Source organism: uncultured Bacteroides sp., from assembly GCF_910585845.1.
Taxonomy (GTDB): domain Bacteria; phylum Bacteroidota; class Bacteroidia; order Bacteroidales; family Bacteroidaceae; genus Bacteroides.
In genome coordinates, this window is record NZ_CAJUHF010000034.1 from 1 (window position 1) to 13,609 (window position 13,609).

5 protein-coding genes are annotated in these 13,609 nt (G+C 47.0%); 4 read left to right on the plus strand and 1 reads right to left on the minus strand.

What is annotated here, in order from left to right:
* Window positions 1-804: 804 nt before the first annotated feature.
* The gene (locus QZ323_RS10090) at window positions 805-4,992 is read right to left on the minus strand and encodes a two-component regulator propeller domain-containing protein (protein WP_294634528.1); all 4,188 of its coding nucleotides are present in this window, start codon (window positions 4,990-4,992) and stop codon (window positions 805-807) included.
* Between the two features lie 228 nt (window positions 4,993-5,220).
* Between QZ323_RS10090 and QZ323_RS10095 the strand changes: the two genes are divergently transcribed.
* The 4 genes from QZ323_RS10095 to QZ323_RS10110 all read left to right on the plus strand — a co-directional run bounded on the left by QZ323_RS10095 (window position 5,221) and on the right by QZ323_RS10110 (window position 13,580).
* Window positions 5,221-7,242 (plus strand): DUF2264 domain-containing protein, encoded by a 2,022-nt coding sequence (locus QZ323_RS10095; protein WP_294634529.1) that lies wholly within the window; start codon window positions 5,221-5,223, stop codon window positions 7,240-7,242.
* Between the two features lie 145 nt (window positions 7,243-7,387).
* On the plus strand, window positions 7,388-8,521 hold the full coding sequence (hemW, locus tag QZ323_RS10100; protein ID WP_294634530.1) for a radical SAM family heme chaperone HemW: 1,134 nt from the start codon (window positions 7,388-7,390) through the stop codon (window positions 8,519-8,521).
* A gap of 18 nt (window positions 8,522-8,539) precedes the next feature.
* Window positions 8,540-9,100, plus strand: a complete 561-nt coding sequence (locus QZ323_RS10105) for an RNA polymerase sigma-70 factor (protein WP_294634531.1) — start codon at window positions 8,540-8,542, stop codon at window positions 9,098-9,100.
* Between the two features lie 199 nt (window positions 9,101-9,299).
* Window positions 9,300-13,580 carry a two-component regulator propeller domain-containing protein gene (locus tag QZ323_RS10110; RefSeq protein WP_294634532.1) on the plus strand — a complete coding sequence of 1,427 codons (4,281 nt, stop codon included), beginning with the start codon at window positions 9,300-9,302 and terminating at the stop codon, window positions 13,578-13,580.
* Window positions 13,581-13,609 lie beyond the last annotated feature (29 nt).

A 13,609-nucleotide genomic window follows, 5' to 3' on the forward strand; every position in this document is an offset into this window, starting at 1 on the left:
GCGTCCGACTTATACCCCCAAATTTGATGTTTTCAAATTTTTGTCATCTACTTAAGTTTTTTATATCATTTTTTGCCCTTCAGCTCTTTCAACCATTCACTAATAACCTGTTTTATAGCGCATTGCTCTGAAACCAAGAAACCTGAAAGAGGATGCTGAAGTCTCAGCTTTGATTTTTGGTCTTTAGTTTCAGTCCAATATTTTATTAATCAAATGATTAGGCTAATCCTGAAAGACCTGAAAAGAGAAAAAGCAGTATGCAAAAATAGTAAGTGTTATGTATTCGGAAATTTGGAGTGGCTAAAGTTCACGTTTGTGTCACTAAACCTTAGCTTTGTCATGCCAGACCTTAGCTTTGGCCAGATAGAAGTTTGTGTACATGACAACTATAGACCATGGTGAATATGCGGAACCGGCGTACCGGATACGACAAACCACGGGCGGGAACACCGGTAAATGAGTTCCTCTTCTACTACAAGATGTTTCACCATAAACATTTGTGTATTATACGATTAACAGATGGGTGAAAGATGTGAGGGGATGAAATAGGGTATTTATCTTTAATTGTTATTTTAGTTCGGAAGAATGCATCATAACATATAATGAAAGGCGTCATAACATATAATGAAAGGCATCATAACAAGTAATGTTATACTTCATAGCATTACTTGTTATGAAGTATAACATTACTTGTTATGAGACATAAGATATAATGTAATTTCACTTTAATTCCGCCAACAGGAACAGTCCAGCTTTATCACCTCTCTATTTTTCGTAATTCAATGAATTGTAGTTCATTTCTCCTCACTCCTTACCTGCCACACTACCTCCCGCAAAACATTCTATGTATTCGGAAGGCTGCATTCCTATCTCTTTCTTAAAGCAAGTACTGAAATAACGCGGATCGTTATAACCCACAGCGTATGCCAACTCGGAGATGCGAATGCGTTTGTTCTCCTCTATAATACGGCAAGCTGCCTTCATGCGGATATTCCGGATAAAAGAAGAGTAGCTCAGTCCGGTCAACGACTTCAGCTTGCGGAAGAAAGTCGACTTAGTGGTATGCATTTCCTCCAAGAACTGGGTTTGGTCGAAATTGGGATCGTCCAGGTGCTTGTTCACACAATCAATGGCACGTTGCAGAAAGTCCTCGTCCAAACTGGTGTATTTCAATTCACCGGTTTCAAAGACAAGCTGCCCTTTGAAATCCCTCATAGTCCGCTCGCGAGCTTTCAGCAGGTTACTAATGCGTGCATAGAGAACGCTCAGATTGAATGGTTTTGTGATAAAGGCATCTGCACCCGACTTATAAGCCTCCTCTCTGTCCTGTTCCTGTTTCTTGGCAGTCAGCAGAATCAATGGAATGTGCGAAGTATCGAAAGTTTTCTTTATGTTTCTACACAACTCGATGCCATCCATGACCGGCATCATAACGTCAGATACGATAAGATCTATTTCTTCTGCGCCCAATATGTCAAGTGCCTCCTTGCCGTTGGTTGCCGTACGGATAATATATTCGGTTTCCAAAAGCCGTACCATCAGATTCATCAAGTCCACGTTATCTTCAACCAACAATAAGGTATATTTCCTCTTTTCCGATGTGTCCTCTTTATCGACGATGTCCTCTTCCTGCAATAAAGGCATATCAATAACAACGTCTTTCTGTTGTCCCGACGTATCAGAAGCGGAAATTACCTCACCGCCTTCTATCTCATCTCCCAAATATGCGGAACACTCCGCAGGTATTTCGACACAAAAGGATGTCCCCTTCCCTTCTTCACTCTCCACAGTAATGGTACCATGATGCAGGACTACCAAATCGCGAACCAACGATAATCCAATGCCTGTGCCTATCGTATTGAATTTCCGGTAATTGCCTTCATAAAAACGTTTGAACAGGTCCTTCTGTGCTTCTTTCGATATGCCGGGACCATTGTCTTTCACCATGATACGGACTGTTCCTTCTGCCTCATCGTGTTCTATTTCTATCCGCACCTTGCCTCCTGCACGGTTGTACTTGGATGCATTGGAAAGTAGATTGTAGAGTATCTTGTCCAACTTATCAGGATCAAAAAATACCAAACATTCATTAGCGTCACTTTGGATAGTGAAGTGAATCTCCTTCTTCTTCATCAGCGGACGGAAACCATCCACACTACGATGTACAAATTGCACCAAATCCCCTTGAGACACTTTCAGTTTCAAATTGCCTGTCTCGGCTTTGCGGAACTCCAATATCTGCTGCAACAGGCGTATCAGCCGGTTGATGTTGTGCGTCATCACATTATACTGCTCCTTATAAGCGGGAGCCGACTGTTTCAGTTCGTCTACGGAAGCAGAAATGATAGTCAGCGGAGTAAGCAGTTCGTGTGTGATATTGGTAAAGAATTGCAGTTTGGCATGATTGATTTCCTCTGCCTTTGCCTGCTCCATCTCGCGCAGATGCAACGCATTGCGTAAGCGAATGCGATTGCGCACAATTAGGAATATATACCAGAATATGCCGGATATGCTTATCATATATAAGGTGTAAGCCCACCAAGTTTTCCAGAAAGGAGGCAGGATGACCACCTTCAACTTGCGTATCTCTCCCCCAAAAATACCGTTCGAGTTGGAGGCCTTCACATAGAAGGTATAAGTGCCGGACTTCAGGTTGTTATAATAGGCAAAGCGTTTGGAAGCATCCGTGTATTGCCAACCTGCATCAAAGCCCTCCAATTTGTAGGCATACTGGTTTCTCTCCGGATTGGCATACTCCAAGGCCGAGAACTCGACGCTGAAGTTATTGCGCTTATAGTTCAGAACTATCTCATCCGTAAAGCGGGGAGACAGGCCGGATATCTCCGCACGTTCTTCATCAGAAAAGGATTTCCAAGACCGATTGTGTATTTTTATATCCGTGATGACTACTGGAAAAGAGAGTGATGGTTCCTGTAGCTTATCTGGATAGAAGTTGTTATATCCTCGATGACCGCCAAAGAACATCTCTCCATCGGGAGCAACGAATGATACCCCGCGGTTGAAGATGTTGTCCTGCAAACCATCGGAAGTGGTATAAAGGCGGTAGGTCACCTCCTGCAAATCGTCCGGAATCGTGAGTTGAAGCAAACCGACATTGGTTCCTAACCAAAGATTTCCTTTCTTGTCGCTCTGAATACTGACCACGGCATCTCCCGGCAGGTTCCATGATTTATGCATCGGCAAGAAACGATCCTCCACCACGTCATAAAGGTTCAAGCCGCTTCCACTCGTACCTGCCCAGATGCGCCCCTTATTATCCTTGTAAATGCAGTTTGCATAGCTGCTATTCAGTTTTCCATTAGCTATGGAGTAGCCCGAAAGGACATAATTCTTCAATGAAGTACCACTCCCTTTAATACGAACCACTCCATACGTACTGGAAGCCATCCACATCTCATCGCCGGAACCTTCCGCCAGATGCATTGCAACCATGCCGGACAATGGTACAGCTCCGACCGTCAGTGAATCAATCCTCACTGGGGTTCCGTCTGCCGCACGCATTGATACTCCCGCCTTGGTAGCAAACCAAAGGTTACGCCTGGAGTCTTCACAAATATGGTAAATACAGGAATTGCAAATCCACGGGACATTGGAGTGGGTATGATGTTTCACGCGCTTTCCCACAGGAGCATGCTTATCTACTTCATAAGCGCCTCCATTGTATATCCCGATCCAGATATGTCCGGAGGAAGGCGACTGCATGATGGACATGGTCGTAGAGATACCGCTATATGGCATGAAATCAGGCATCTTTCCGTAATGGATGAAGTCTCCTGTACGAAAGCGCTTCACTCCAAAGCCGTATGTACTGATTCCCAACCAGAGCAGTCCTTCGCTATCCAACAGAATACTACGGACAGAGTTGCTATTCAGCGTCCTTCTCACCTCTGGCAACCGTTCATAGTTGAACTGTGCCCTACGCGTATTGACCATATTGACGCCGCTTCCAATCATCCCCACCCACATGATGCCTTGACGGTCGCACAACAAGGAAGCCACTTCGCTCCCGGAGATTGAGTTTTCGTAAGAATCAGGATAATAATTTCTAAATTCACATTTTTCCGTCCGGTTCCCATCCAACGGAAGTACACTCAATCCACTACGTGTCCCTACCCATAAAGTATGGGTGTTCTTGTCTTCCGAAATAGCATAAATCAGGTTATCCGAAATGCTACTTGCCCGTTTCTCGTCGTGAATGAAGGTGGTCCATGTCACCTTTTCCGGTTCGTAAGCATTATGCAACAGTTGCAGGCCGGCTCCCCAAGTGCCTATCCATATATTCCGGCGACTATCTTGGAATACGACATGAGCCGAATTGCCGGAATTCATCTTCGGATATTTCCGGAACTTCCCTGTTTTTTTCTCATAACGGTACAATCCTCCTCCCCAAGAGCCAATCCACACGTCACCTCTGTCGTCTTCGAACAAGGATTTGACTGCCACATTCTGGAAAACACCGTCCGTATTGCTTTGGTCAAATAGCAGGAAACTCTCTTCTTTCTCCTTATACTCATAAAGCCCGTTCTCTGTTCCCAACAGAATCCGCTGGTCTCTGGTCACTAATATCCTGGAAATACCTATCCTTGAGATTATTTCATTTTCTACCTTACGGACTACGCCGATACGCTTGTCCAATACATTCAATCCATTATATGTCCCGATCCATAACCGGTGGAGAGAATCTTCCGCTACGCAATAAATGTTATTACTGGTCAACAGGTCGGGATAATAAAGATTTGACTTATAGGAAGTCATCGAATAGCCGTCATACTGAAAAAGCCCGTTGCGGGTAGATATCCAGATATATCCATCGCTATCCTGATAGAGGGACTGCACTTCCTTGCTGGATAGGTTATCCAGTACGGACGTAGAGGTGAATCGCAAGAGGTCTGATGCCGGCGTTATCGTAGCCTGACAAATCAAAGGAAAAAGTATAAAGCATAGAAATAATTTCCCGAATCTTTCTTTCATAGCAAGTATGGCTTTCATAAGTAGTTAGATATCCTTCTTTTCATTTTATAATGATGGCAAATATACACAAATATATCTAAAACAATCTTATAGGTTGTTGTTTTTTTGACTTTCTGGTCTAAAACACCCCCTATTTTGAACCTAAAATAGTCATAAGTTTTCTCCAAAAGCATTTTCTTTGTAACCGGATTGAACCCGAAATATGTTTACCATGTAAATACACAGATTATGATGAAAACCTTATTTTCAAAGATGACCGGAGGTTTGCTGCTGTTCGTGCTGCTATTTGCAAGCCTGAAGACGGACGCAGCACCCATGAAACCTGCAAACGATTCTGTATTCCACTTAGTGCAACCGGACTACCGGCTAAGCCCGCTCACCGGAATGACACGCCGCCACTGGATGGACGCCGCCACTTACTTGCTGGAAGGTGCATTCAGCTACATCCACTCGTTGGACGACCCGATGCACTTCCCCAAACAGCCGGGAAAAAGCTATCCCAAAGACGGGAAACCGAACAAGACCGAGAACCTAGAAGGGCTTTGCCGCACCATGTTCGTCGCCATCCCCCTGCTGAAAGAGAATCCCGGTCTGGAGCTAAACGGAATAAAAGTGGGAGATTACTATCGCCAACAATTAAGAAACATGAACGACCCTTCGAAACCGGGATACATACAGCACCGAAAGGGAGGACCAAGCCAGACGCTCGTCGAATTCGGAGCACTCGCCCTGTCGCTGACCGTGATGCCGGAAATCATCTGGGACCCGCTGACGCAGGAAGAGAAAGACGCCCTTGCCGCGCTGATGCTGAGCTACGGCAACGGACCAACGATAGATTCCAACTGGCGCTTCTTCAACATCTTCGTGCTCTCTTTCTTCAAAGACCACGGCTATGAAGTGAAGGAGGGGTACTTGGACGAACAGCTCAACAAGTCGCTGGAGAAATACCGCGGATGTGGCTGGTATAACGATAGCCCCGCCTACGACTACTACAGCATGTGGGCCTTCCAGATGTATGGCATGATCTGGGCGCACTACTACGGCGACAAGTTCAATCCGGAAGCGGGACGCCGGTTCGTAAACAACTTCCGCGACCTGGTGCCCAACTATCCGTATATGTTTGCCAAGGATGGGCGAATGAACATGTATGGGCGCAGCATCACCTACCGCATAGCGACCGTAGTGCCTTTCCCGTTGATGGGATGGCTCGATGACGACACCATCAATTACGGCTGGATGCGCCGTATCGCTTCCTCCACCCTGCTCCAGTTCCTCAAGAACCCCTCATTGCTGGAAGACCGGGTGCCTACCCTGGGATTCTACGGAGCATTCGAGCCTGCCGTACAGATATACAGTTGCCGGGGTAGCGTGTACTGGATGGGGAAAGCTTTCTTAGGATTGCTGTTGCCCGCCGACAATCCGTTCTGGACTGCCACGGAGAACAACGGTCCTTGGGAGAAGGAGTTAGAACCGGGAAAAGTGTACAACAAGTTCATGGAAGGGTCGAACACGCTGGTAACCAACTATCCCAATAGCGGCTGTTCCGAAATCCGCGCATGGTGTCACGAAAAAGTGGCCGACGACTGGCAGAAGTTCCGTTCGTCGGAGAACTACAATAAATTGTCCTACAACACGGCATTCCCCTGGATGGCGGACAGCCCGGACGGCAAAGTGTCGATGAACTATGCAGTCTTGAACGGCAAGCAGCAGTGGGAAGTACTTCGCCTCTATACGTTCAGGAAGTTCGAAGATGGTATTTATTACCGTGACGCAGTGCTGGAGACCAATGCCAATATCCAATTCCGCTTAGCGGACATTCCGCTTCCCAACGGCATTCTTCGTGTAGACAAAGTCTCTTTCCCTGCCAGCACACAGCTGCGCTACGGGCACTATTCCTTACCGGAACTGGAACATCCCGTCGCCTGCAAAGAGAAAAAAACAGGTACACATACGGTCTACTGCACCGACAACGGCGATTACCAGACGGCACTCGTCAATCTGCAAGGCTGGACGGACATAGAATTTGTGCAGACGGAAGGCCTGCACCCGGTGAGCAACAGATGTTCCGTCATCAATGCATCCACGACGCATTCGGGCGACAAGATTTTCATCACGCTACAGTTGTGGAAGAAGAGCGGCAAACCGTTCAGCAAGAAAGAACTGACTCCCGTGAAGTATTTCGAGCAAAAGGATGATGTGGTGACCATACACTTTTCCGATGGCACAGTGAAGACCGTGTCTTTCCCCTGATACCCTCTTTGAAAAAAACGGGCATCTTTGCCCGGAGACGATACCTCAACGAAACCTCAGCACGACTTTTTCATGTAAACATGAGAGTTCTGCTGAGGTTTGCATTATCTTTGCCTGCTGAAAAGATAATAAAAACAGTACAATCATGGCAGGCATTTATATACATATCCCTTTCTGTAAGACCCGATGCATTTATTGCGACTTCTACTCCACTACCCACTCGGAGTTAAAGACGCGCTACATTCGTGCCCTTTGCCGCGAATTGGCAGAACGCAAAGAGTACCTGAAAGGAAAAGCCATACAAACAGTCTATTTCGGCGGAGGCACACCGTCGCAACTGTCGGAAGAGGATTTCAGGGAGGTGTTCGGTACTATTGAACGCGTCTACGGATTGCAGTACACTCAGGAAATTACCCTCGAAGCCAATCCGGATGACCTGACGGAAGCCTATGTCGGAATGCTTGCCGCCCTGCCTTTCAACCGTATCAGCATGGGAATACAGACTTTCGACGATGCCACCCTGCGGTTGCTCAACAGGCGGCACGACGCCGCACAAGCTGTCGAAGCCATGGCGCGCTGCCGCCGAGCAGGTTTTCGCAACATCAGTATCGACTTGATCTACGGCCTGCCGGGAGAGACTGACGAACGCTGGCTGCACGATTTGCAGCAGGCTACCAGCCTCAAACCCGAACATATCTCCGCCTACCACCTCACCTACGAACAGGGAACTCCTCTCCATCGCATGCTGCAAGCCCACCGAGTCAGCGAGGTTGACGAAGAAAGCAGTCTCCGCTTCTTCTCCATCCTGACGGAGACCCTAACAACTGCCGGCTACGAACACTACGAGATTTCCAACTTCTGCAAACCGGGCATGCACTCCCGGCATAACACGTCCTACTGGCAAGGTGTCCCTTACCTGGGATGCGGGTCTTCGGCACATTCATTCGACATCCATACCCGCGAGTGGAACGTGGCTTCGCTGGAGAAGTACATGCTCTCTGTCGAAGCGGGAAACCGGGACTTTGAAACCGAACACTTAGACGCAACCACCCGCTACAACGAATGCCTCATGACCGGACTTCGAACCACGTGGGGCGTCTCCATGCCCTACATAAAGCAGGCGTTCGGCACGAAGTTGTGGCAATACTGCATGGATATGGCACTCCCCTATCTGAACAATAGAAGGCTGGAACTAAGAGACGAGCACCTACGCTTGACGCAAGAAGGAATATTTACATCGGACGGCATCATCAGTGACCTGATGTTTGTGGAAGAATAAACGAAACAACCGGAAGCCATGACCGAACAAGAAGTCAGAAGATATTTACGAAAGATAAGCGAGCAGAATTCTCAAACTGCCTTCCGAGAGTTCTACGACATGACATACGACCGCCTGTTCCGCATTGCCTACTACTATACCCGACACGAGGAATGGGCACAGGAGATTGTGCTCGACGTGTTTCTCAAACTCTGGGAACGCCGCAAACAGCTGTTGGATATCGCCAGCATAGAAGACTACTGTTTCATCCTTGTCAAAAATGCCTCATTGAATTACATCGAAAAGGAAGAGCGACACTCTGCATCGTCCAGTGACCTCCTACCGGAGATCGCCAGACAAGATATCTCTCCCGAAGAGGTGCTGATCAGCGAAGAACTCTTTGCCCGCTATGTGAAAGCACTCGACCGCCTGCCGGAACGTTGCCGGGAAGTATTCATCCGTATCCGCGAGGAAAAACAGACATATGCACAAGTAGCAGAAGAACTCGGCATCAGCATCAAGACGGTGGATGCCCAGTTGCAAAAAGCTATCACACGGCTGAAGGAGATGCTGCTACAGGCCTCCGGCAAAGGCAAGTGACAATATTTACAGATATATGTACGATTATTCATGGATCCCATCCACCCATTCTCTAACTTTGTCGGCAAAAAGATGAGACACGAAGGCTGACAATGGGAAAAAACAACCATAAAAAGACTTGAAGCCATGAATTTCATTTTTTAGATTCTAATTTTCTAATTAATTTTGTTAGCCATTTAGTAACAGCCTTGAAAACTATATGAGACGAAGAACTTTACTGATAATCGCATTATTAAGCATAATTGCTGCAAGCGCCTTTAGCGGAACAGATCTCCGTACCCAAATAATGAGGACGACAGATGGATTGCCCAGCAACTCCATCCGAAACATATACCAAGACAGCAAAGGCTTTCTCTGGTTAGGTACTTTGAACGGTTTGAGCCGTTACGACGGCAACTCTTTCCTGAACTTCCAGCCGGAAACCAGCCATGAACAGATTTCATTGACCGACAATCGCATCAATTACATCAAAGAAGACCGGAATGGCTTCCTCTGGATAGGCACGGGAGCGGAACTGTACAGTTGTTACGACTTACAAAAAAGCCGATTCGTCGACTTCACCGGAAAAGGAGAATACGGACAGAATTATTCCAACTTCTTTGCCGCATCCAACGGAGACGTATGGTTGTATCATAAAGGAAATGGGGCACGGCAAATCATTACTCAAAACGACCGGACGATGACCTCGGTGAAGTTCAAGACCGAACGCGGCAACCTGCCCAGCAATCAGGTACAATTCATCACCGAAGACAGTTCAGGAAAGATATGGATAGGTACCATGCACGGTCTGGCCTTCACCGACCGGAAAGGAATCAACATCATAGACCGCAAGAATGATTTCATTGCCTATGCTTCACACGAGCAGAAAATGTATTTCCTCACCACAGAGGGGGAAATATATGGGTATGACGAAAATTCCAACCAACTTATTCCGTTGGCACGAGTTCCTGCTGCCATAGAAGGAGTACGCTCCAACTGCCTGTTCGCATTCAAGCACGAATGGGTTATTTTCACTTCCACGGGAACATATATCTACAACTTCAAATCACAGCAGATAACGACCGATGCCATACTGAACATAAAAGACGGTACAGTCCTCGTCGACAATCAGGGCGATTATTGGATATATAATCATACAGGAACAGTCTATTACATCCTATCGGAAACAGGAGAAATGAAAAAGTTCCAATTGATCCCCAAAGACAAATTGAACTACATTGACAACGAACGTTATCATGTAATCCACGACTCCCGGGGCCTCATTTGGATATCCACCTATTGCAACGGACTGTTTCTATACAATCCGTCTGAGGACAAGTTAGAGCACTTCGTTTCAAACACCAAAGATTCCCCCATTGTTTCCGACTTCCTGCTGTATATCATGGAAGACAGGTCGGGCGCAATCTGGGTCAGCTCCGAATACTCCGGCTTGTCACGCATCACCGTATCCAATGAGGGTATCACCCGCTTTTATCCTGAATCCAGCGAACTCTTCGACCGCTCAAATACTGTCCGGATGTTGACTCGGATAAAAGATGAAAATATATGGTTGGGAACCCGCAAAGGTGGGTTGTACAACTACGACGACCATCTGACACCTCGGAAAAGCAAACAGCATTTCCAATCGAACGTTTATGCCATTGCCAAAGACAGCAAGGAAGAACTGTGGATAGGTACTCGCGGCGACGGGCTGAAAATCGGAGATACGTGGTATAAAAACATTCCGTCCGACTATTCGTCACTGAGCTACAATCATATCTTTTTCATCTTCCAAGACAGGAAGGACCGCATGTGGATAGGGACATTCGGAGGCGGGCTGGACTTGGCAGAGCCTACTGCCGACGGCAAATACAAGTTCCGCCACTTCCTCCAGCAGAAATATAGCCAGAGAATGATAAGAACCATGATAGAAGACCGGAACGGGATGATATGGACCGGTACCGGCGATGGCATCTGTATATTTCATCCCGATTCATTGATTGCCAACGCCAACAACTACCATGTGTTCAACAACGTAAACGGTAAATTCTGCTCCAATGAAATCAAATGTCTGTTCCGCGACAGTAAAGACAGGATATGGGTGGGAACTTCCGGAGCAGGACTGAGCCTTTGCAAACCGACGGACAACTACCGCTCTTTAGAGTATGAACACTACGGAACGGACGACGGACTGGTGAACAACACCGTAGTGGCCATTCAGGAAGACACCTTCGGAAGACTGTGGATAGCAACGGAATACGGCATGTCTAAGTTCAATCCCGAAAACCGCTCTTTCGAAAACTATTTCTTCTCTTCGCATACGTTAGGAAATGTATATAACGAGAACTGCTCTTGCATAGGTGCCGACAACAAACTTCTCTTCGGGACAAACTACGGCCTGACCCTCATCGACCCGATGAAAATACCCAGCAACGAGAAGTTCTCTCCCATTGTCTTCACCAACTTATACATCAACGGCATCCGGATGAATCCTGAAACCACCGATTCACCCCTGAAGAAGCAGTCGCTCTCTTATACCGACAAAATCACATTGAAGCATTTCCAAAATTCATTTGTACTGGACTTTTCCGCCTTCGACTATTCGGACAACAATCAGACAAAATACCGGTACTGGCTGGAGAACTACGACAAGGAATGGAGTGCTCCTTCGTCCTTGAACTTTGCGGCTTACAAATACCTCGATCCCGGCACATACACTCTGCACGTCAAGTCCTGCAATGGCGCAGGCATCTGGAACGAAGACGAGACCACCTTACAGATAACCATCGTTCCCCCGTTCTGGAAGAGCAAATGGGCCATGTTGGTATATACCCTGCTTTTAATAACGATCCTGTACTTTGCCTATCACATTGTCAGCAACTTTAACAACCTGCGTAACCGTATCAAAGTGGAAAAGCAGCTGACTGAATACAAATTAGTCTTTTTCACCAATATCTCCCACGAGTTCCGCACTCCCCTGACCCTAATCCAAGGGGCATTGGAGAAAATGCAGCGTATCAACAATATCCCGCGCGAACTGGCCTCCCCTCTGCAAACCATGAACAGGAACACTCAACGCATGCTGAGGCTTATCAACCAGTTGCTGGAATTTAGAAAGATGCAAAACAACAAGCTGGCACTTTCGCTGGAAGAGACGGATGTGATCGCTTTCCTCCACGAAATATTTTTGAGTTTCAAGGACATATCCGAACAAAAGAATATGAACTTCCGCTTCGATCCTTCGCTGCCGTCCTATAAGATGTTCATCGACAAAGGGTATATAGACAAGGTGACTTACAATCTACTGTCGAATGCCTTCAAGTATACTCCCGCAAACGGGACTATCCTCTTCTCCATCGAGGTGGACGAAGCACGGAAGATGCTGCAAATCCAAGTTTCCGACACAGGTGTGGGCATTCCGAAAGAGAAGCAACACGAACTGTTCAAACGATTCATGCAAAGCAGTTTCTCCGGCGACAGCATCGGCGTGGGATTGCATCTGACACACGAATTAGTGCAGGTGCACCAAGGCACCATCAACTATCGGGACAACGAGAACGGAGGCTCTGTCTTCACCGTCTGCATTCCGACAGACAAATCCGTGTATGCGGAGAAAGACTTCCTCATACCGGGCAATGTCCTGCTGAAAGAAGATGAAGAGCGAACACGGTGTTTGACGGAAGTTTCAGAAGAGGTTCCGGTTCCCTCGGAAAATGTGACTCCGCTAAACAAACGGAAGATCCTGATCATTGAAGATGATTGCGAAATCAGGCAGTTGTTGAAGGAGCAAATCGGTGCTTACTTTGAAGTGGAAGTGGCAGAGGAGAGTAAAACCGGATGCGAAAAAGCACGCACATATGCCCCCGATTTGATTGTCTGCGATGTCCTGATGCCGGGCATGAGCGGATTTGAAGCGACCAAAAAGCTGAAATCGGACTTTGCCACAAGCCATATCCCCATCATACTGTTGACAGCACTCAGTTCTCCCGAAAAGCAACTGGAGGGAATCGAAGCCGGAGCAGATGCTTACATTGCCAAACCTTTCAGCACCAAATTCCTGCTGGCACGGATATTCCGGCTGATAGAACAACGGGAAAAGCTCCGCGAGAAGTTCTCCAACGAACCGGGCATCATCCATACGGCGATGTATTCTACCGACCGGGACAAAGAATTTACCGAACGACTGAACACCATACTGAATGCCAATCTCTCCCGCTCTGATTTCAACATTGAAGAGTTGGTTCAATTGATGAAACTCAGCCGGACCGCATTATATACAAAGGTAAAAGGTGTAACCGGATATGCTCCCATAGAATACCTGCGCATTATCCGTATGAAGAAAGCAGCTGAGCTGTTATTGTCCGAAGAGCGTCTCACCGTAGCAGAAGTCGCCTACAAAGTAGGTATCAACGATCCATTCTATTTCAGCAAATGTTTTAAGGCACAATTCGGAATATCTCCTTCCGTATATCAAAAAGGTGGCAAGAACATCGATATTTAACTCCGGACAAAGCGAAGCGATCCCCCCAA

What these genes read in the sequence shown, in the direction of transcription:
- QZ323_RS10090 (WP_294634528.1), bottom strand. Translation starts at nt 4,992, where the DNA reads ATGAAAGAAAGATTCGGGAAATTATTTCTATGCTTTATACTTTTTCCT.
- QZ323_RS10095 (WP_294634529.1), top strand. Translation starts at nt 5,221, where the DNA reads ATGATGAAAACCTTATTTTCAAAGATGACCGGAGGTTTGCTGCTGTTC.
- hemW (WP_294634530.1), top strand. Translation starts at nt 7,388, where the DNA reads ATGGCAGGCATTTATATACATATCCCTTTCTGTAAGACCCGATGCATT.
- QZ323_RS10105 (WP_294634531.1), top strand. Translation starts at nt 8,540, where the DNA reads ATGACCGAACAAGAAGTCAGAAGATATTTACGAAAGATAAGCGAGCAG.
- QZ323_RS10110 (WP_294634532.1), top strand. Translation starts at nt 9,300, where the DNA reads ATGAGACGAAGAACTTTACTGATAATCGCATTATTAAGCATAATTGCT.